We start from the raw sequence: 19,505 nt of genomic DNA, 5'->3' as shown, positions 1-19,505 counted from the left end.
CGTGCAGGATGCGCCCGGAATGTGGACCGCTGATGGAGGCACCGGAACGAAGGGCGTAACCTCGGACTATGGGAATCCCACTCGGCACACCGCGCATAGGCGCGCCGGCACCTGTTGACGGGCTGCTCGACTCCTACGGCCGCCGGGCCACGGACATGCGGCTCTCGCTGACGGACAAGTGCAATCTTCGCTGTACCTACTGCATGCCCGCCGAAGGGCTTGAATGGCTGCAGAAGGATCAGGTGCTCTCCCGCGGGGAGATCGTTCGGCTCGTAGGCATCGGCGTGAATCTCCTGGGAATACGCGAACTGCGTCTGACAGGGGGCGAGCCGCTTGTGCGGGCTGACCTGCTCGACATCATCACGGAAATCCGGGCCAATCACCCGGACCTACCCATATCGCTGACCACCAACGCACTCGGCCTGGACAAAAAGGCCCAGCGGCTGAAGGACGCAGGCCTGACCCGCATCAATGTCTCCATGGACTCGCTCCACCCTGACACCTTCGCGCAGCTGACGCGGCGCCCCTTCCTTGACCGGGTCCTCCGGGGCATTGAAGCGGCAGCCGCCGTCGGGCTTGGCCTCGTGAAGATCAATGCCGTGCTGATGCGGGGCATCAACGATCATGAGGCGCCGGATCTGCTGGAATGGGCCGTGTCCCGCGGCTTCGAGCTGCGGTTCATCGAGCAGATGCCCCTCGATGCAGATCACGGCTGGACCCGCGAGGGGATGATTACCGCATCGGAAATGCGTGAGCGGCTCAGCGAGCGGTTCCTGCTCACTCCCGATCCGCGCAACCGTGACGGTGCCCCGGCTGAACGGTGGGAGGTTCGCAGGCCGGATGAGCCCGACGTCGTCCTTGGCACCGTCGGCATCATTGCCTCCGTCACGGAGCCGTTCTGCGCCGATTGCAGGCGTACCCGCGTTACTGCCGAGGGCAAGATCATGAGCTGCCTCTTCTCCCGGGAGGAGACGGACCTGAGGGACCTGCTCCGGTCAGACGCCGACGACGCCGCGATTGCACTGCGCTGGCAGGAGGCTATGTGGGCCAAGCCCAAGGCGCACGGCATGGACCATACGGGACTCGGCGCTGCGGATTTCGTACAGCCTGACCGCTCCATGAGCGCGATCGGCGGCTGAGGTGCTGGTTCGATACTTCGGCGCGGCACAGGCTGCCGCGGGCGTCCCTGAAGAGCGCCTCGAGCTGGACGGCGTCGCGCTGGAAGAGGTTCTCGGAAAGATTCGGGCGCTCCACCCGGACGGCCAACCGTCCATGGCGCGTGTGCTCGATCGAAGCAGCTTCCTGCTCAATGAGGTGGCCCTGCGCGACCGGAGCGGGCCCATCCGGCACAGTGATGTGCTCGATATCCTGCCGCCGTTCGCCGGCGGCTAGGGCGGCAGGATATCGGGCCGGAATTACAGTCCCAGCTCGGCTTCGCTGTCGAACGGCCCGACGACCGTGATGGTGCGCGGCGCCTCCGCCAGCTCACGGGCAAGGTGCTGCACCTGCGCGGCAGTCACGGCCCTCACCCGCTCAAGCGTCAAATCCAGCCCAAGGAACTCGCCGCTGACCAGCTCTGCGCGGCCGAGCCTGGACATCCGTGAACCGCTGTCCTCGAGGGACAGGACCATTCCGCCGGAGAGCTGTCCCACGGCGCGCCGCAGTTCCTCATCGCTCACCGGCTCGGCAGCCAGGCGCTCCAGCTCTGCACTGAGCAGGCCGATGACCTGGCCTGTTTTGGCCGGGCTGCATCCTGCGTACATGGCGAAGTAGCCGGCGTCCGCATACGACGCCGCGAAGGAGTAGGTCGAATAGGCGAGCCCACGCCTCTCGCGGATCTCCTGGAACAGCCGGGAGGACATGCCTCCGCCGAGCACCGCGTTGAGTACGCTCATCACAAACCGCCGGTCATCAGTGGCAGTCAGCGCCGGGCAACCGACCAGGACGTTGGCCTGTTCGACGGCGCGGCGGATGACCTGCACTCCCCCGGATTCGTTGAGGACGGCCCGAACCGGCGCACGCCTCGGCACCGGTGCCGCGTCGTCCGCAAGTTCCCACCCGGCCCGCTGCAGGGCCTGAACGACGAGCGAGCAGACGACTTCGTGGTCAAGCCCTCCCGCGGCGGTGACCACGAGCTCCTCCGGGCGGTAGTAGCGGCGATAGTGCTGCAGCACTGATTCCCGCGCGATCGCCTTGATAGCTTCCGGCGTGCCGCCGATGGGGCGGCCGAGGGGATGAGAGCCAAGGACGGCTTCCACGAACTTCTCGTGTGCGACGTCGGAGGGATCATCGCTGTCCATTGCAATCTCTTCCAGGATGACGTGCCGCTCCTGCTCGAGTTCCTCGGGGTCGATGACGGCCGAGGTCACCATGTCGGCGATGACGTCGATCGCCATGGGCAGGTCGGTGTCAAGGACCCTCGCGTAGTAGCAGGTGTTTTCCTTCGCCGTCGCAGCGTTGGATTCTCCGCCGACCTCGTCGAAGGCCGCTGCGATATCGAGCGCTGTCCGGCGCTCGGTCCCCTTGAAGAGCAGGTGCTCAAGGAAGTGCGTGGACCCGTGCTCGCCCTCCGCCTCGTCCCGGGATCCCACTCCCACCCAGAAACCGATGCTTGCCGAGCGCTGGCCCGGCATAGCCTCGGTGAGCACGCGCACGCCTCCCGGCAGGACGGAGCGACGGACCACTGCTCCTCCGGATGTCCCCGCAACGAGCATGGACCTGCTGTCCGGTCCGCTCGGCGTCAGCGGCAGCAGCACGCCGGTGCCCTGTCCTGTTTCAGTCATTCATTCTCCTCAACGCCAGCGGCTCCGCGGCGAACATCAGTTTCGCCGCGGAGCCGCCGGTTTGTTCATTCGAGCGTGAGCCCAACAGTTGGTTGTTGGCGCCTAGTTGTCGTCGTCGCCCTCAGCGGCATCCTGCGCATGCGCGCGGGGAGCGTCGTCTGAAGCGGCTTCGCCGGCTTCCTCTGCAACAACGGGCGAGAGGGAGAGCTTTCCGCGGTCATCGATCTTGGTGATCTCGACCTGGACTTTCTGGCCCACGGAAACCACGTCGTCGACGTTGTCCACCCGCTTGCCGCCGGCCAGCTTGCGCAGCTCCGAGATATGGAGCAGGCCGTCCTTGCCCGGTGTCAGCGAGACGAATGCACCGAAGGTGGTGGTCTTGACGACCGTGCCCACGTAGCGCTCGCCGATTTCCGGAACCTGCGGGTTGGCAATGGCATTCACGGCTGCCCGTGCTGCCTCGGCCGACTCGCCGTTCGTGGCGCCAATCAGCACCGTGCCGTCATCTTCGATCGAGATGTCAGCGCCGGTGTCTTCCTGGATCTGGTTGATCATCTTCCCCTTGGGGCCGATGACCTCGCCGATCTTGTCGACAGGAATCTTCACCGAGATGATGCGGGGAGCGAACTCGGAGAGCTCATCCGGCGTGTCGATTGCTGCCTCAAGCACACCGAGGATGTGCAGGCGGGCTTCGCGTGCCTGCTTCAGCGCTGCGGCGAGCACCGATGCGGGGATCCCGTCCAGCTTGGTGTCCAGCTGGATGGCAGTGACGAATTCCGAAGTGCCGGCAACCTTGAAGTCCATGTCGCCGAAAGCATCTTCAGCACCCAGGATGTCGGTCAGCGCAGCGTAGCGGGTCTGACCGTCAACCTCATCGGACACCAGGCCCATGGCGATGCCGGCAACCGGAGCCTTCAGCGGCACACCGGCATTGAGCAGGGAAAGCGTCGAAGCGCAGACCGAACCCATCGAGGTGGAGCCGTTGGAGCTGAGGGCCTCGGAGACCTGGCGGATGGCGTACGGGAATTCCTCGCGGCTGGGAAGCACCGGGACGAGTGCACGCTCGGCAAGTGCGCCGTGGCCGATTTCGCGGCGCTTCGGCGATCCGACGCGTCCGGTCTCACCCGTGGAATACGGCGGGAAGTTGTAGTTGTGCATGTAGCGCTTGCGCGTTACCGGCGACAGCGAGTCGATCTGCTGTTCCATCTTGAGCATGTTCAGCGTGGTGACACCCATGATCTGGGTCTCGCCGCGCTCGAAAATGGCCGAACCGTGAACACGCGGGAGGACCTCGACCTCGGCGGTGAGCTTGCGGATGTCGCTCAGGCCACGGCCGTCGATACGCACCTGGTCGCGAAGGATCCGCTGGCGCACAACCTTCTTGGTGAGGGAGTTGAAGGCACCGGCGATTTCCTTCTCGCGGCCTTCGAACTGGCCGGCGAGGGACTCGATGGTCTCCGTACGGTAGCTGTTCGCTGCGGTTTCGCGCTCCTGCTTGTCAGCGATCGTGAAGATCTCGGCCAGGCGTGAGCCTGCCGAGCTTTCGACGGCTGCGAAGACGTCGTCCTCGTAGTCCTTGAACACGGGGAACTCGACGGTTGGCTTTGCAGCCCGGCCCGCGAGGTCTGCCTGGGCTTCGCACAGTGCGCGGATGAAGGGCTTCGCGGCCTCGAGACCGTCGGCGACAACCTCCTCGGTGGGTGCGGTAGCGCCGTCGTCCTTGATGAGTGACCACGAATTGTCGGTGGCTTCAGCCTCGACCATCATGATGGCGACGTCATCGCCGACAACCCGGCCTGCTACGACCATGTCGAAGACGGAGTTCTGGAGCTCGGAGTGCTTCGGGAAGGCGATCCACTGGTCTTCACCGGAACCGTCGGACACGAGCGCAACGCGCACGCCGCCGATCGGCCCGGAGAACGGCAGACCCGAAAGCTGCGTGGACATGGAAGCCGCGTTGATTGCGACGACGTCATAGCGCACGTCCGGGTTGATGGCCAGCACGGTGACGACGATCTGGACCTCGTTGCGCAGACCCTTGACGAAAGCGGGACGCAGCGGGCGGTCCATCAGGCGGCAGGCGAGGATCGCTTCGGTGGACGGGCGGCCTTCACGGCGGAAGAACGAGCCCGGGATGCGGCCGGCAGCGTACATACGCTCCTCGACGTCCACGGTCAGCGGGAAGAAATCGAAACCTTCACGCGGGGACTTTCCGGCAGTAGTGGCCGAGAGGAGCGCAGTTTCTTCGTCAATGTAGACCATGGCAGCGCCTGCGGCCTGCTGGGCGACGCGCCCGGTTTCGAAGCGAACAGTGCGCTGGCCAAACCGCCCATTGTCAATGACGGCTTCGGCGAACTGGATTTCGGGACCCTCCAAGAGAGTCACCTCCGTTTCTTTGGTGGCGGAGGCAGGCGGCGTTTTGCTGGTCAACGCCGTTAGGACGGGTTGTGGCACCCGGTCTTCGATCGAGGTCCACGGGAAGACCACCACACGATGGTTTCCCGGAGACCACTACCGAGGACCGCGAATGCCTGCGTGTCCGCCTGACTCCTGGTTATGAACTTGGTACTGCTGTGCACCCTTTGTGAGTGCGGCACTTCGTGGGCGCTGTAAGGCCCGCAAAGTTGAAGGCGGCCCCTTCCCGAAGGAAGGCGCCGCCTCACAGTCTAACTAACGGCGCAGGCCGAGGCGCTCGATGAGCGTACGGTAGCGCGTGATGTCGGTGTCGCGCAGGTAATCCAGCAGACGACGACGGCGACCCACCAGCAGCAGCAGGCCACGACGGGTGTGGTGGTCATGCTTGTGCATCTTGAGGTGTTCGGTCAGGTCGAGAATGCGGCGGGAAAGCATTGCAATCTGCACCTCGGGCGAACCGGTGTCACCCTCGGAAGTTGCGTACTGCTTGATGATTTCCTGCTTCAGAGCGGCGTCAAGTGCCACAAATAACTCCTATGAGTTGTACCGTGAACAAAGTAGATGCCGGTTCCCCTCGCAAGCGAGCGGAGCTCCGGCGGTGGCCCAGCAACCACGGACTGCAGCAGGACCGCACTCAACTTTACCCGTACGTGCGCTGTTCTGTCGAAAGCACGGTGCGGGTCTGGTTGACGTCCAGCCGCATCTGTTCGATCAGCGCTTCCGGCCCGCGGTAGGCGACCATTCCGCGCAGGCGTCGGACAAATTCCACGATGACGGTCTGCCCGTACAGATCGAAGACATCGATGTCCTCCTGCGGGCGGTCGATGACGTGGGCCTCGACCTGCCTGCTGACTCCCTTGAACGTCGGATTGGAGCCGACGGAGATCGCGGCGGGCCAGCGGACCTGACTGCTGTCAATGAGCCAGCCGGCGTAGATGCCGTCTGCCGGAATGAAGCCGGTTGAGTCCGGCGACAGGTTTGCCGTCGGAAACCCCAGCGCCCGCCCGCGTGCCGCGCCGTGAACAACAACGCCGCGCATGCGGTGGGGCCTGCCCAGGATGCGGGCGGCAGTGGTGACATTGCCGTCTACCAGCGCCTCACGCACCCAGGTCGATGAGCAGCGGCGCTCCCCGGCTGCCGCCGTCGTGCTCTGCAGGCTCGAGCCATAGTCATCGATGACAAGGACATCAAAACCCAGTTGCCCGCCCAGTGTCCGCATGGTGGAGAGGTCACCGGAATTACCGCGTCCGAACCGCACATCGTGACCAATGACGACCGCCTTGGCACGCAGTCCGTCAACCAGGACGGATTGGACGAACTCCTCGGGGGTGAGCGCGGCAAGCTCGAGGGTGTAGTGCATCATCAGCAGGCCATCGATGCCGGTGTCAGCGAGGGTTTCCACCCTGTCCTGCAGTCCCATGATGAGCTCCGGAGCACTTTCCGGGCGGTGGACCTGTGCGGGATGCGGCTCGAAGGAAATGACGACGGCAGCGGCATCCCGTTCCCGGGCGGCGGAAACAAGCTGCCCAAGCACGCTCTGGTGGCCACGGTGCACTCCGTCGAAGTTGCCGATGGTGATGACTGCGGGACCGAAACCTTCCGGCACGTCGGCCAGGTCTCTCCAGTAGAACACGCATCTCCCTCTAGCGGTTGGACGGGCAGCAGGAGCCCTTCGTCGTTCCTTTCATTATGGCCGATGGTTGCGGCCGGTTCCGACGTCGGACCAGAGCGACTGTCGCTGTTCCTCCACATCACCCTCCCGTCGGGCGACTTACTCACATTTTGGGCCTCCGCCGGTTTCCCGCCGTCGGTAGACACCAGTGTTGGTTCCTGTGGGCTGGTCCCGCCGACTTCGGCGCCGCCCCTGAACCCTGCGACCTGGAGGACTTCAATGCAACTCTTCTACACTCTTTTTCGGCGCCCGCGCTTCTTGCGTACGGGTGGTTTCGGACTACTCGTCGCGGTGCTGCTGCTGGTTCCGCAGGTGCAGCCTTCGCAGGCTGCGCCGGTCGGGTCGGGCTGGTCGCGTGCTGCCGGCATACATGCGGCCGAGCATTTCGTGGGGCAGTACAAGGATGCCCGCGGTCAGGTGGCTTACTGCACCGACTTCGAACGGCTCTCCCCGGAAAACTCCGGCACGTACGGCGACGGCCAATCGGGTGGCTTCGTGCGCAGCGACGGGAGCGCCCTCAGCACGGCCGAGAATGCGGCGCTGTCCTACTTGCTGCACCGGTGGGGCGCCACGGCCGATGATGCCACGGCGGCCTCCGTGCAGTTGGCTGTCTGGGCGCTCACCTCGCCCGGGATGTCCTGGGACTCTCCGGGCATGAACGACATTCTGCAGGCCGAACAACTTCCGGCTGGGGTCGTCGAACAGGCGCGCTCGATGACCCGTGCTGCCTTCAGTGAAAACGGGCCCTACACAGTGAAGATCCAGCTCGAGCCGGCGGACGCGGAAGGGAATGTTTCTACGGTCGTCAGTGTGGTGGGAGCCAATGGGGAGCCCGCCGCGGGATTGGCCGCCGCCGCGGAGCTGACAGGACCGTTCGCGGTGGTGGACGGGGCGCCGTCCACCTGGACAAGCAGCGACGAACCTCAGCGACTCAGCCTGCGCAGGACCGGGCTGGGGAGCGGATCCATCACGGTAACCGTCCCCCGGACTCCCGCGGCCGGAGTGCAGTGGCTGGTGCCTTCCAGCAACAAGGTCCAGCGGCTGCTGCTTGCCGCCGTCGTTGAGCCGCGCGATGCCGCCGCGGCGATCGCCGACCTCCCCTCCTTCCAGCCGGCCGTCGAGACGAGGACCTCCGCCGCACGCACGGAGGCGGGCAGTGCCGTTCACGATGTCCTGACGGTCAGCAGCGCACCAATCGCGCAGGACGATTCGGATGTACCGGGTCCCTGGCTGGCAGTGCCCGGCGGCGGCACGCCGGTATCGGTCGAGGTGGTCTCTACGCTGTGGGGACCACTGGATGCCGAACCCGTCCTTCAGGAGGACGTACCGGCGGAAACTCCGAATGTCGGCACCGTTACCACGCGGGTGGCCGGACCGGGAACCTACACCACCGCCGAGCTCGTCGTTCCCTCGCCCGGGTGGTATGTCTGGACGGAGTCAATCGCCGCTGAAAGCACGCTTCCGGTGGAGGCAGCCCCCTATGTCCTCGGCTGGCAGGGACAGTTCGGGATAGCGGCGGAGACAACCTTTGTTCCCTTCACGCCGGGTATCCGGACGCAGCTGTCGGCCAACCATGCGCTCGTGGGCGATCAGGTCACCGATGCAGTGATTGGAGAGGGATTCGGCCCACCTGCAGCGGAGTCAGGCGGCACGGTCAGGTTGGCGATGTACGGTCCCCTTACCGAGCTGCCCTCACCTACCGCTGAGATTCCTGCAGATGTACCGTTGCACTCGGAGACCACCGTGCCCGCGGTGAACGGCCGCCAGTCCAGTGAACCGTTTGCTGCCTTCACGCGGCCGGGCTGCTATACCGTCGTGGCGACCTATGCCGGCGACGGGCACACGAATCCATTCACCTCCGCTTTTGGCGAGCCATCTGAAACGGTGTGCGTTGATGCGCCTGCGCCCACGAACTCTCCTGAACCTGAGGCGAGACAAGCCCCGGCCCCTCCGGCTGCTGACGACGGTCCCGCTGCGCGGGCTGTTCCGCCGCACCGTCCGGAACTGGCTCAAACAGGGGTTCGCGCCGAGGTTGCGGCCGGAGCGGCACTGGTATTGCTTGGAGTGGGCCTTGCCTGCCTGCACCAGGGCGGAGCGTCCGGGCGCAGGCTCAGGCGCGGCACCCTGCCCTAGGGGCGGGCAGCGTACTCGCGCCGCAGCTCGCTGGTCTTCGCGATGTATCCGTGCCAGACCAGCAGCGCGGCGGGGAAGGCCAGCTCGACAACCATAAGGATGATCAGGAGAAAGTGCGGAGTTCCGGAAAATGCCCAGGAGAGGACCCGTCCAATGCCGCCGATGAACACCATGAGGCAAACCAGCCACAGCATATTCGCCCACTGGAATTTGATGGCAATGGTCACGAATGCGGCCCCCACGCCGACCATCATTGCGGCGAAGAACCGGAACTGGTTTTCGAGCGTCGGGTTCACTGCACCGTCGCCGGTTTCCGGTAGTCCGGCCGTACCGGTAATCAGGTAGTACCCTCCAAAGCCGGCAATAACGAGTCCAACGAGCACCACTACCGTCCGGAAGACACTCCAGTCGCTCCCGGTCTTGGCCGATTTCGCTGCGTCCTTCTTCGACGTCTTCGCCGTGGTCCCACCCGAAGCGGACTGCTTCGCGGCGGGTCGGCCGGAAGCGGACGCCGGTTCTGCCGAGCTGCTCGTGCCGGCCGCGCCCGCTGTGCCCCGTCCTGCGTCTGCGGAAGAACTGCGACGATCCGGCTGCGGGTTATCAGGGGTGTTGCTGTTCATGGTTTTCCCTCTATGGTCGATGGTTCGGCCGGGCAAGATGGTTGATGGTTCGGCCGGGCAAGGCCTGCAGAATTCATCCTCTCACTACGGACACTCCGCGCCCTGCAGGCCTCAGGTGGTTGCCGTTCGGTGGCGGTACAGCCACCATAGGCCCAGCACAGGCAGAATCAGCGGAACGAATCCGTAACCCTTGCCATAGCCCGACCACACCGTGTCCGCAGGAAAGAGGACCGGGTCAACGATGCTGAGCGTTCCTACAGTGAGTACCCCAACCAGTTCGAGTCCCACGGCAGCGACGGACAGGCGGTACCAGCGCCGCCCCGAGCGGCTCAGGGACACCGTCGCAAAGACATAGACGAGGGCAGCAAGTGCCGTCAATGCATAGGCCAGCGGAGCCTCGGAGAACTTGGTTGCGATCTGGAAGGCCGCGCGCGCCGTGGCCGCCAGTGCGAAAACCCCGTACACGGCGATCAGCAGCCGGCCGGGCCCCCGGCTTAGCGTCCCTGCAGATGCAGCCGGCTTACCGTGCAGATTCATGCCGGCACCGCTCCATCCCATATCTGTTCCATCCGGTACAACATCACAAAAATGGTGAGGCCCACCGCACCGAGGACCAGGTTGCTCCAGCGGGAGCGCTCAAGAATCGCCCACCAGAAGGCGCCCACCGGAACCAGCAGCGCCGTGAGCAGATAACCCCAGAACTCCCACACCTCACCGGTGACAGGCTCCCCGCCTGCCTGCCGCACGATCCCCACTCCCGCGTACACCAGAAGGAATAATTCCACGGCCGCCACAGCGAGGATGGTCACGTCGTTGGGCGGTTGTCTGATGACGGCAGCACCAACGCAGATCAAGGTTGAGACCAGGCACACCACGGTGCCGGCAATAAAAACACCGTCGACGATCATCAGCTGCCGGCCCCTCCCGGCGCGAAAACCAGAGCTGGTTTTGCCTCACGACCGCGATCCTCGAGGAGCGCGATCAGCGCTCCATCAGGGGCAAAGGCAGCTACGGGGCGCTGGGCGTGGGCGTCAACGCCGTGCGAACCGGCAGCATCACCGCCCGCACTTGCGCTGATGCGCCGTCCATGCGATAGGTCCAGCGCCTCGGCGAAGCTCAACTCGCGCACGGGAAACAGCGCACGGGCGGCTTCGTCAATGCCGAGGAGCCGGAAATCCCGTGCCAGTTCCTCCAGCGTGGACGCCTGGGCCAGCGTATAAGGGCCCACTTCAGTGCGGCGCAGGACTGTCAGATGGCCCCCTACGCCGAGGGCTGCGCCCAGGTCCCTCGCCAGCGCACGGATGTAGGTTCCGGAACTGCAGCTGACCGTCACAGCGAGGTCCTGAACCGCTCCGCCGTTTTCGGGGCGGATGTCGGCGACGTCGAAGCTGTGCACGGTGACTGGCCGTGGCTGCAGCACGACGTCCTCACCCGACCGTACCCGTTTGTAGGCACGTTCCCCGTTCACCTTGATGGCGCTGACGCTGCTGGGCACCTGGCTGATGGAACCGGTCAGATCTTCAACCGCCGCACGAATAGCGGCGGCTGGGACTGCACCGGCGGGAGATTCGGCTGTCACGTCTCCCTCGGCGTCGTCAGTGACAGTCGACTGCCCCAGACGGATGGTGGCGGTATAGGTCTTCGAGGTGCCGACGATATAGGTCAGAAGGCGGGTGGCCCGATTGATCCCTACTACAAGCACGCCGGTGGCCATCGGGTCGAGGGTACCTGCGTGTCCCACTTTGCGGGTGCCGGCAAGCCGACGCATCCTGCCCACCACGTCATGGCTGGTCCAGCCCTGCGGCTTGTCCACTATCACTAGTCCTGAGTGGACCTGCCCCGAATTCACGCCTCCCAGTATAGGTGTCAGTCGCGAGCCGACCCTCACCGCTACGATTCCCCTATGCCGTCCATCGCAGCGCACATCGAGCAACTCCCGTCCAACCAGATCCGGGAGATCACACAGGCCGCGTGGGCTACGCCCAACGCGATTGTGCTCAGCATCGGCGAACCGGCGTTTCCCGTTCCGCGCCACATCCTGGACGCAGGGATTGCTGCGCTGGATCGCGACGAGACCAATTACACACCGAACGAAGGCATCGCGCCTTTGCGGCGGAGCTTCGCAGAGTGGTTCGGCGACCGGAACCGCATCGAGGTCGATCCCGCCCGGGTCTACGTGACTGCAGGCGCGCAGCAGGGCCTGCACCTGGCCATGAGCATGCTGCTTGACGCGGGCGACGAGGTGCTGATGCCCAATCCGGGATACCCGACCTTCACCATGACCGCGCAACTGGTTCATGCCCGTCCGGTCAGCTACCCGCTCCACCCAGAGAATAAGTTCCAGCCGAGAATCAGCGACCTTGAGGAGCTTGTGGGGTCGCGCACCCGCCTCCTGGTGCTGAACTCGCCGTCGAACCCGCTCGGAGCAGTCTTCAGCGAGGAACTCACCAGCGACCTCGTGGACTTCGCCGAACGCCACGATCTCTGGATTCTCTCGGATGAATGCTATGAAGCGTTCACCTACGGTGTACCCCACGTGAGCCCTGCACGCTTCGACGCGACGCGGGTGCTGACTTCGCTCACCCTCTCAAAGACATTCGGGCTTACCGGTCTGCGCATCGGTGCACTTGTGCTGCCGGCGGGGCTCGGTTCTGAATTCAATGCTGTGATGGAGTCGATCGTGTCCTGTGTCGGAGCCTCGCCACAGTACGCGGCAGTTGCCGCGCTCACAGGTCCCACGGACTACGTCGAAACTGCAGCGCACCACTACCGTTCAAACAGGGATGCAGCAACCGCAGTTCTGTCTTCGCTCAACATCCCGTACCTCGAAGCACAGGGAGCCTTCTACCTATGGGCTGATGTCTCTCACGCCACAGGCGGCGATGTGCGGACCTGGGTCCGCTCATTCCTCGCGGAGCAGGGGGTCGCCGTCGCGCCCGGAACGGCCTTCGGCTCCCAGGGCGAGGGCTGGATCCGGATTGCGCTCTGCACAGACAGGGAAAGCCTGCTCACCGGAGTGAACAGGCTTCCCAAACGCTGAAGCGGGCGGCAGGCGAAGATTAGCGGGAGACTTCGTCCCCTTCTTCGTCCTCTTCCGGCTTGCGGTAAGGATCGGCATCGCCCGCGAAAGCGGCCTTCCTTGCGAGTTCGGCCACCTCGGCGTCCCGTTCCTTGGCAGTCCGGAGCAGTTCCTCCAAATGGCTTGCGTTGACCGGAATCTCGTCCGGCACGAACTCCAGCGTGGGTGTCAGTCGTGCGGTGATATTCCGGCCCACCTCGGAACGGAGCACGCCCCTTGCCGACTCGAGCGCCTTGTGAACTGCTGCCTGCTCTTCGGACTCACCGAACACTGTGTAGTAAATGGTGGCATGCTGCAGATCATTGGTGACACGGGCGTCAGTAACGGTGACCGATTCCAGCCGCGGGTCCTTGACCCGGCGGCGAAGGGCCTCGGCAACAATGACCTTGATGCGCTGTGCCAGCCGTGCAGCGCGTGCGGCGTCTGCCATGACTTCTCCTTACTTCCTCCCCCAGGGGAGCTGCAACGACGCTCGACGGCTCATGCGTCGAGCGCCGGTATGGGCGCAGGTGGGGCCGCTGCAGGCAGCGGCCCCACCTGATACGGGACTAGACCCGCGGCTTCTCACGCATCTCGTAGGTCTCGATGGTGTCGCCTTCCCTGATGTCGTTGAACGACCCAAGGCCGATGCCGCACTCGAAGTCCGTGCGGACCTCGGTTGCGTCGTCCTTGAAGCGGCGGAGCGTGTCGACGCTGAGGTTGTCGCCAACCACTACTCCGTCGCGGATCAGACGTGCCTTCGAGTTCCTGCGGATAATACCGGAACGGACAATCGAACCGGCGATGTTGCCGAACTTGGAAGACCGGAAGACCTCGCGGATTTCCGCGGTACCGAGCTGTGCTTCCTCGTACTCCGGCTTGAGCATGCCCTTGAGTGCAAGCTCGATGTCATCGATTGCTGCGTAGATGACGGAGTAGAAGCGCAGGTCCACGCCTTCGCGGTCGGCCAGATCGGCGACACGTTCGGCCGGCTTGACGTTGAACCCGATGATGATCGCGTTGTCCACCGTTGCCAGGTTGACGTCGTTCTGCGTGATCGCACCGACACCGCGGTGGATGACGCGCAGTGCGACTCCCTCGCCGACGTCGATCTTGAGCAGCGAGTCCTCGAGCGCCTCGACGGCACCGGAGACGTCGCCCTTGAGGATGAGGTTGAGGGTATCAACCTTGCCCTCGGCCACGGCCTGGTCGAAGTCTTCCAGGCTGACGCGCTTGCGACGCTTGGCCAGCGCCGCGTTGCGGTCCGCTGCCTCACGCTTTTCGGCGATTTGGCGACCTGTGCGCTCGTCGGGGGTGACGAGGAAGGTATCGCCTGCACGGGGAACCGTGGACAGACCCAGCACCTGCACCGGACGGGACGGACCCGCCTCGGTGACGTTGTCTCCGTCTTCGTTGAACATCGCGCGGACACGGCCGTGGGCAATACCCGCGACGATGGTGTCTCCGACCGTCAGCGTTCCGGACTGGACCAGCACGGTGGCAACCGCACCGCGGCCCTTGTCGAGGTTGGCTTCAATCGCGATTCCGCGGGCGTCCTTGTTCGGGTTTGCACGCATGTCGAGTGCGGCGTCAGCGGTGAGCAGAACCGCTTCGAGCAGCTCCTCGATCCCTTCGCCGCGCAGCGCCGAGACGTGTACAAACATGGTGTCGCCGCCGTACTCTTCGGGAACCAGTCCGTACTCGGTGAGCTGACCCTTGACCTTGTCCGGGTTGGCGCCCTCCTTGTCGATCTTGTTCACCGCCACGACTACCGGCACACCGGCCGCCTGGGCGTGGTTCAGCGCCTCAACGGTCTGCGGCATGACGCCGTCATCCGCGGCCACCACAAGTACAGCGATGTCGGTGACCTTCGCACCGCGGGCACGCATGGCCGTGAACGCCTCGTGGCCCGGGGTGTCGATGAAGGTGATGGGACGGTTGTCGCCCTCGTGCTCGTGGTCAATCTGGTATGCACCGATGTGCTGGGTGATGCCGCCGTGTTCGCCTGCAACGACGTTCGACTTGCGGATCGCATCCAGCAGACGGGTTTTACCGTGGTCGACGTGGCCCATGACGGTCACGACCGGAGGACGTGCCTCAAGCTGCTCGTCACCCTCGGCGTCGAGTTCGGCATCCAGGTCGATGTCGAAGTTCTCGAGCAGCTCCCGCTCCTCGTCCTCCGGTGAGACAACCTGGATCTTGTAGCCGAGCTCGCCACCCAGTACCTCGAAGGTCGCTTCATCCAGTGACTGTGTTGCCGTAGCCATCTCTCCGAGGTGGAACAGCACGGTGACCAGCGCTGCGGCGTTCGCATCAATCTTCTCGGCGAAGTCGGTGATCGATGATCCGCGACGCAGCCGGACAACAGTGTTGCCGTCGCCGCGGGGAACGCTGACGCCGCCAAGCGAGGGAGCTGACATCTGCTCAAGCTCTTGCCGCTTTGCCCGCTTCGACTTGCGCTGCTTGCCGCGACCGGCTCCACCCTTGCCGAAGGCACCGGCAGTGCCGCCGCGACCGCGGCCGCCCTTGCCGAAACCGCCGCCGGCCGGAGCTCCACCACCGGCACCGGGGGCTCCCCCGGGGCCGCGCCGAGGTCCAGCGCCTGCACCGGCAGCTCCGCCGCGACCGGGCGCGGCAGGACGCTCGGTACGGTTGGGCATCATGCCCGGAGTCGGACGGGCACCACCGGCACCGCCGGGACGCGGGGCACCCGGGCGAGGTGCACCCGGACGGGGTGCGCCGGGGCGCGGACCACCTGCACCAGCGGCAGGACGGGGCCCGCCCGCACCAGCTGCGGGACGGGGGCTGCGCTCATCATCGCGGCGCCCTCCCGGACGGGGCATGCCCTGGGAAGGCGCGAACGGGTTGTTGCCCGGACGCGGACCACCCGCACGGTCGCCGTCTCCACGGCCGGACCGCGGCATGCCCTGGGATGTCGCAAAGGGGTTGTTGCCCGGACGCGGACCACCGGCACGGTCGCTGCCTGGACGGGCAGCTCCCGGGCGTGCTGAGGTCGGTCGTGCGGCTGCAGGCTTCGGCCCCGGCTTGCTGTCGGTGCCGGAGTCGCTGCTGGGAGCAGCGTCCGTGCCTGCAGGGGTCTCTGTCTCTGCTTTGGGTGTCTCCGGCGCCTGGAATGCGGGCGCTGCCGGAGCCTGCTCGCGGGGAGCGGCCGGGGCCGGGGCTGCCGGCTTTTCCGGGGCAGGGGCCGGCTTCTCCGGGGCCGCGGGAGCTGGACCTGGCGTTGCCGCCTTGGGGGTGGGTTGGGACCCACGTGCCGACGCCGGAGCCTTGGCTGCCGCCGGGGCATCGGGGAAAGCGCCGCGAAGTTTCTTCACGACGGGCGCTTCAATGGTTGAGGATGCCGACCGGACGAATTCGCCCAGTTCCTGCAGCTTTGCTACTGCATCCTTCGAAGTAATTCCGAGCTCTTTGGCGAGCTCGTGTACGCGGACCTTGGCCACATTTCTCCTGTCTCGGTCCGCACCGAGTCAGGAGCGAACCGTCTAATTCCTACTGCAGACCCCAGCCACCGGAGCAGCTGACGCGCTGATTGCAGAGCTCAACAGATTGTTCATCGTTGGGCACTCATCGCTGGGTACTCATCGGGTTTCCATCAGTTTTCTGACCCGCTTTCAGGGAGGACGGTGTACGTGCAGGGAACCTCCATCAGGAGATGCCCTGGAGTGTGCGCAGCCATTGCTCAACACCTCGCGTGTCAACTATGCCCCGAAAGGCGCGATTGAACGCTTTGCGTTTGAGCGCAAGCTCCACACAGGACGGTCGGGGGTGCAACCAGGCACCCCTGCCCACTAGCTGACGGCGGTGATCCACCTCGGCGGCGTTGACGCCGCCGCGGTTGACCGCTGACCATCGAACCAGATTGGCTTGGTCATCACGGCTTCGGCAACCGATACAGGTTCGTACCGGTTGGTGGCGTAACGACATAAGCCCTGTCCATTCTAGCGCCAAGCGCGTCGATATGACGCATCGGCGGTTTGCTGAGGCGAGCCCCGGTGCTTCAGGCGCCGGCCGCGTCGGAAGCGATATCGATCCGCCATCCTGTCAGCTTCGCCGCAAGCCGCGCGTTCTGGCCTTCCTTGCCGATGGCGAGTGACAGCTGGTAGTCCGGCACAACCACCCGGGCGCTGCGGGTCTTTTCGTCGGTGATGGTCACAGATGACACCCTCGACGGCGAAAGCGAACTGGCAATGAAGGTGGCCGGATCTTCGCTGAAGTCAACGATGTCGATCTTTTCGTCGTTGAGCTCGTTCATCACGGCGCGCACGCGTGATCCCATCTCTCCAATACAGGCGCCCTTTGCGTTCACTCCGGGAACATGCGCTTTCACCGCGATCTTGGTGCGGTGGCCGGCTTCCCGCGCCAAAGCCACAATCTCAACGCTCTTGTCTGCGATTTCCGGTACTTCGAGCTCGAACAGTTTCCGAACGAGGCCGGGGTGCGACCGGGAGAGCGTGATGGACGGCCCCTTCATCCCGCGATGGACATCAATGACGAATGCCCGCAGGCGGGTACCGTGAAGGTATTTCTCACCGGGTACCTGCTCCGGCGGCGGAAGCAAGGCCTCCACCGAGCCCAGGTTCACCTGGATCATGTGGGGATTGTTGCCCTGCTGGATGAGACCGGCCACCAGCTCGCCTTCCTTGCCGCGGAACTCACCGAGGATGTTGTCGTCCTCGGCATCACGCAGCCGCTGCAGGATGATCTGGCGCGCTGTGCTCGCCGCGATCCGGCCGAACCCGGTAGGTGTGTCGTCATACTCACCCATGGCCACGCCGTCGTCGTCGACCTCGGTAGCCCAGATGGTCACATGGCCTGTCCGCCGATCCACTTCTGCCCGGGCAATCTCCTGCGCTCCGGGCGTCTTGTGATAGGCGACGAGGAGTGCCTGCTCGATCGTGGGGATCAGCAGTTCCAGGGGGATCTCGCGTTCCCGTTCCAGTAGCCGCAGAGCGCTCATATCTATATCCATTGGGGCCTCCTCAGCAACCAGCGGTCGTAATCAGTCATTGTCGCCGCCGGATTCCTCGGCATCAGCGTGGGCGAATTCGACCTGGACAGTACCCTTGCGGATTTTGTCGTAGGGAATTGCCCGGTCTTCCCTGAACTTCGGTTTGGTGCCCTTTTTGACCGCCATCAGCGGTTTCAGGGTCACCGACGTCTCATCAGCATCAATCAGACGGCCTTCCAGCACCTCGCCGTCAGCCAGCTTTACATCAACCAGCCTGCCGATGTTCCTCCGCCAGTGGCGCGGCTGGGTAAGCGGCCTGGATACCCCGGGCGAGGAAACCTCCAGGTTGTAGGGCCGTCCGTCATCTCCCGGATCATCGTCGAGGGCGCTTGAGACGCTCTGCGACACCTCGGAGACAGTGTCAAGACTCACACCATCGAGGCCGTCATCCGGCAGGTCCACAACCACATGGAGCGTCCGGTGGCTTCCCACGATGCGCACTTCCACGTCTTCCAGGAGGAGATTATGCTTCTCCACTGTGGGGCGCAGGAACTCAATGAGCCGTGCGGCCTCAGCCGCCGCATCCAGGTGCGCAGCAGCCGTGTTCCGGCGGGGTGCGGAGGTGTTTTGCTTTGCAGCAGTGTTCTGCTTGCCGGATTTACCCGCCATTGCCGCCTCCCGCTCGATGATCTTGTAGCTACTACCCTAACGACTTTATGACAGGTCAGTGAATGGCACACGGAACGGTCTTCCGCATGGCATGATGATCGGTTGTGACGCACTCGAAGGACCGTTCCGCCTCCACCGGCAGCGGCTTCAAGGCAGCACTGAGGCGCGTTGTCCGTACGGTAGTCCTGCTGTTGGTCCTTCTCCTCGTGGCTACCATCGGGCTCGTGATCGGCACAGGATCGCCGGAGGCTGAGCCGAGCGCTGCCGAACTGGCTCTCAGCGAGGGGTCCGATGCGGCTCAGATCCTCGCGGAAACCGCCGCGTTCCTCGAAGATACCGCAGCGCCTGCCGGGCCGGACTACGCGGCGCTGGCCAGGACGCTCCGGCTGCACTCGATTGCCCTCCGGCCCGTGGGCACCGCCACCGGGACCTCCCCTCCCGCCTTCCCGGCGGCTGCATCATCTCCGCCTGCATCGCCGTCCGCATCGCCTGCTGCCCCAACGCCGACCGACCTTCTGGTTGGCCTCACAGACTCCTACACTCATGCCTTCGAAGCAGCAGCGGTGGTCGATGCCGGGCCGGCACGGGTACTGGCGTCGGCTGCGACTGCCCAGTGGCTGCAGAGCCGTGTGCTGGCTGAGAGCCTGGGGAAGGAGTTGCCCCCGATTCCAGTTGCGGAGGTAGCGTACGACGACGGCGGCACCTCCAACTGCCCTCCGGAGACAACACTCAAGGCAGACATCGGCCTGGACGGTGCCAGGACAGCCGTGCTCGCTGAACAGCGCGCCGCCTACGCCTATGAAGTGGTGGCAGCGCGTTCCCCCGACCCCGTGGATCTCCTGGAGCAGATGGCGCAACACGAGGGTGCAGCCGCCGTGGGATCGGCCATCCTCGCCCGCTACTGCGTCGCTGAACCACTGCCCGCTGCAGCGTATGCGCTCGATGAGAGCTTCCTGTCTGATCCGGCTGCCGCACTGCAGGAGCTGGAGGAGTCGCTGGCTGGCCTTTATGCCGATCTGGTGGGCGTCAGCGCGCCGGGCCCGGCGCGGGAGTGGGCAATGCGGCAGCTGGCTGCAACCGCCCAGCACCTCAGCAGTTCAGGAGGCTCCGACTCCGGCAGCAGCGCGTTCCCGGGCATCGACCCAGGCGAGTACCCGCGGCTCCGGGATGCCGGCAGCTAGCCTTG

General features: G+C 64.9%; 18 protein-coding genes. 5 read left to right on the top strand and 13 right to left on the bottom strand.

Annotated features, from left to right (window positions below):
* Positions 1 to 68 precede the first annotated feature (68 nt).
* Both moaA and JOD47_RS14430 read left to right on the top strand, forming a co-directional pair.
* Positions 69 to 1,139: a GTP 3',8-cyclase MoaA gene (gene moaA, locus JOD47_RS14435; protein WP_204535278.1), complete on the top strand. Its 1,071-nt coding sequence runs from the start codon at positions 69 to 71 to the stop codon at positions 1,137 to 1,139.
* Between the two features lies 1 nt (position 1,140).
* Positions 1,141 to 1,392 (top strand): MoaD/ThiS family protein, encoded by a 252-nt coding sequence (locus JOD47_RS14430; protein ID WP_204535276.1) that lies wholly within the window; start codon positions 1,141 to 1,143, stop codon positions 1,390 to 1,392.
* 23 nt (positions 1,393 to 1,415) lie between these two features.
* Here JOD47_RS14430 and JOD47_RS14425 read toward each other — a convergent pair whose 3' ends face one another.
* From JOD47_RS14425 to JOD47_RS14410, 4 genes are all read right to left on the bottom strand, one after another.
* Positions 1,416 to 2,783 (bottom strand): M16 family metallopeptidase, encoded by a 1,368-nt coding sequence (locus JOD47_RS14425; RefSeq protein WP_372432825.1) that lies wholly within the window; start codon positions 2,781 to 2,783, stop codon positions 1,416 to 1,418.
* A 102-nt stretch (positions 2,784 to 2,885) separates the two neighbouring features.
* Complete coding sequence (locus JOD47_RS14420; protein WP_204536762.1) at positions 2,886 to 5,159, bottom strand: polyribonucleotide nucleotidyltransferase; 2,274 nt, start codon at positions 5,157 to 5,159, stop codon at positions 2,886 to 2,888.
* Between the two features lie 294 nt (positions 5,160 to 5,453).
* Complete coding sequence (gene rpsO, locus JOD47_RS14415; protein WP_056548475.1) at positions 5,454 to 5,723, bottom strand: 30S ribosomal protein S15; 270 nt, start codon at positions 5,721 to 5,723, stop codon at positions 5,454 to 5,456.
* 115 nt (positions 5,724 to 5,838) lie between these two features.
* Positions 5,839 to 6,831 carry a bifunctional riboflavin kinase/FAD synthetase gene (locus JOD47_RS14410; protein ID WP_204535274.1) on the bottom strand — a complete coding sequence of 331 codons (993 nt, stop codon included), beginning with the start codon at positions 6,829 to 6,831 and terminating at the stop codon, positions 5,839 to 5,841.
* 258 nt (positions 6,832 to 7,089) lie between these two features.
* Here JOD47_RS14410 and JOD47_RS14405 point away from each other — a divergent pair, with 258 nt between their 5' ends.
* The gene (locus JOD47_RS14405; RefSeq protein ID WP_204535272.1) at positions 7,090 to 9,003 is read left to right on the top strand and encodes a hypothetical protein; all 1,914 of its coding nucleotides are present in this window, start codon (positions 7,090 to 7,092) and stop codon (positions 9,001 to 9,003) included.
* On the opposite strand, the gene JOD47_RS14400 is transcribed toward JOD47_RS14405, so the two are convergent.
* The 4 genes from JOD47_RS14400 to truB all read right to left on the bottom strand — a co-directional run bounded on the left by JOD47_RS14400 (position 9,000) and on the right by truB (position 11,472).
* A complete protein-coding gene (locus JOD47_RS14400; protein WP_204535270.1) occupies positions 9,000 to 9,623 on the bottom strand; it encodes a DUF4345 domain-containing protein in 624 nt (207 codons plus the stop codon). The two genes, JOD47_RS14405 and JOD47_RS14400, sit on opposite strands and share 4 nt — an antisense overlap.
* Before the next feature lie 111 nt (positions 9,624 to 9,734).
* Positions 9,735 to 10,160, bottom strand: a complete 426-nt coding sequence (locus tag JOD47_RS14395; RefSeq protein WP_204535268.1) for a hypothetical protein — start codon at positions 10,158 to 10,160, stop codon at positions 9,735 to 9,737.
* Complete coding sequence (locus tag JOD47_RS14390; RefSeq protein ID WP_204535266.1) at positions 10,157 to 10,531, bottom strand: hypothetical protein; 375 nt, start codon at positions 10,529 to 10,531, stop codon at positions 10,157 to 10,159. Before JOD47_RS14390 ends, JOD47_RS14395 begins: the two co-directional genes overlap by 4 nt.
* Positions 10,531 to 11,472 (bottom strand): tRNA pseudouridine(55) synthase TruB, encoded by a 942-nt coding sequence (gene truB, locus JOD47_RS14385; RefSeq protein ID WP_204535264.1) that lies wholly within the window; start codon positions 11,470 to 11,472, stop codon positions 10,531 to 10,533. The genes JOD47_RS14390 and truB overlap by 1 nt, the downstream gene beginning before the upstream one ends.
* Positions 11,473 to 11,526: 54 nt before the next feature.
* Here truB and JOD47_RS14380 point away from each other — a divergent pair, with 54 nt between their 5' ends.
* On the top strand, positions 11,527 to 12,663 hold the full coding sequence (locus JOD47_RS14380; protein ID WP_204535262.1) for a pyridoxal phosphate-dependent aminotransferase: 1,137 nt from the start codon (positions 11,527 to 11,529) through the stop codon (positions 12,661 to 12,663).
* Between the two features lie 19 nt (positions 12,664 to 12,682).
* Here JOD47_RS14380 and rbfA read toward each other — a convergent pair whose 3' ends face one another.
* The 5 genes from rbfA to rimP form a co-directional block, all read right to left on the bottom strand.
* Positions 12,683 to 13,132 carry a 30S ribosome-binding factor RbfA gene (gene rbfA / locus JOD47_RS14375; RefSeq protein ID WP_204535260.1) on the bottom strand — a complete coding sequence of 150 codons (450 nt, stop codon included), beginning with the start codon at positions 13,130 to 13,132 and terminating at the stop codon, positions 12,683 to 12,685.
* Positions 13,133 to 13,250: 118 nt separating this feature from the next.
* Positions 13,251 to 16,142: a translation initiation factor IF-2 gene (gene infB / locus JOD47_RS14370; protein WP_204535258.1), complete on the bottom strand. Its 2,892-nt coding sequence runs from the start codon at positions 16,140 to 16,142 to the stop codon at positions 13,251 to 13,253.
* Between the two features lie 205 nt (positions 16,143 to 16,347).
* Complete coding sequence (locus tag JOD47_RS14365) at positions 16,348 to 16,626, bottom strand: YlxR family protein (RefSeq protein ID WP_204535256.1); 279 nt, start codon at positions 16,624 to 16,626, stop codon at positions 16,348 to 16,350.
* Between the two features lie 73 nt (positions 16,627 to 16,699).
* The gene (gene nusA / locus JOD47_RS14360) at positions 16,700 to 17,671 is read right to left on the bottom strand and encodes a transcription termination factor NusA (protein ID WP_204535254.1); all 972 of its coding nucleotides are present in this window, start codon (positions 17,669 to 17,671) and stop codon (positions 16,700 to 16,702) included.
* A gap of 30 nt (positions 17,672 to 17,701) precedes the next feature.
* Positions 17,702 to 18,319: a ribosome maturation factor RimP gene (gene rimP, locus JOD47_RS14355; RefSeq protein WP_204535252.1), complete on the bottom strand. Its 618-nt coding sequence runs from the start codon at positions 18,317 to 18,319 to the stop codon at positions 17,702 to 17,704.
* A 104-nt stretch (positions 18,320 to 18,423) separates the two neighbouring features.
* Here rimP and JOD47_RS17820 point away from each other — a divergent pair, with 104 nt between their 5' ends.
* Entirely contained in the window at positions 18,424 to 19,500 is a 1,077-nt protein-coding gene (locus JOD47_RS17820; RefSeq protein WP_204535250.1) for a DUF4439 domain-containing protein, read from the top strand.
* Positions 19,501 to 19,505 lie beyond the last annotated feature (5 nt).

The sequence above is a fragment of the Arthrobacter tumbae genome, from assembly GCF_016907495.1.
GTDB lineage: Bacteria > Actinomycetota > Actinomycetes > Actinomycetales > Micrococcaceae > Arthrobacter_D > Arthrobacter_D tumbae.
The sequence above is the reverse complement of the archived record's forward strand: the minus strand, read 5'-3'. Positions and strand labels throughout refer to the sequence as shown.

Coding starts and splice junctions, on each gene's coding strand:
- moaA (WP_204535278.1), top strand. CDS start 69: ATGGGAATCCCACTCGGCACACCGCGCATAGGCGCGCCGGCACCTGTT.
- JOD47_RS14425 (WP_372432825.1), bottom strand. CDS start 2,783: ATGACTGAAACAGGACAGGGCACCGGCGTGCTGCTGCCGCTGACGCCG.
- JOD47_RS14405 (WP_204535272.1), top strand. CDS start 7,090: ATGCAACTCTTCTACACTCTTTTTCGGCGCCCGCGCTTCTTGCGTACG.
- JOD47_RS14400 (WP_204535270.1), bottom strand. CDS start 9,623: ATGAACAGCAACACCCCTGATAACCCGCAGCCGGATCGTCGCAGTTCT.
- JOD47_RS14395 (WP_204535268.1), bottom strand. CDS start 10,160: ATGAATCTGCACGGTAAGCCGGCTGCATCTGCAGGGACGCTAAGCCGG.
- JOD47_RS14390 (WP_204535266.1), bottom strand. CDS start 10,531: ATGATCGTCGACGGTGTTTTTATTGCCGGCACCGTGGTGTGCCTGGTC.
- JOD47_RS14380 (WP_204535262.1), top strand. CDS start 11,527: ATGCCGTCCATCGCAGCGCACATCGAGCAACTCCCGTCCAACCAGATC.
- rbfA (WP_204535260.1), bottom strand. CDS start 13,132: ATGGCAGACGCCGCACGCGCTGCACGGCTGGCACAGCGCATCAAGGTC.
- JOD47_RS14365 (WP_204535256.1), bottom strand. CDS start 16,626: ATGTCGTTACGCCACCAACCGGTACGAACCTGTATCGGTTGCCGAAGC.
- nusA (WP_204535254.1), bottom strand. CDS start 17,671: ATGGATATAGATATGAGCGCTCTGCGGCTACTGGAACGGGAACGCGAG.
- rimP (WP_204535252.1), bottom strand. CDS start 18,319: ATGGCGGGTAAATCCGGCAAGCAGAACACTGCTGCAAAGCAAAACACC.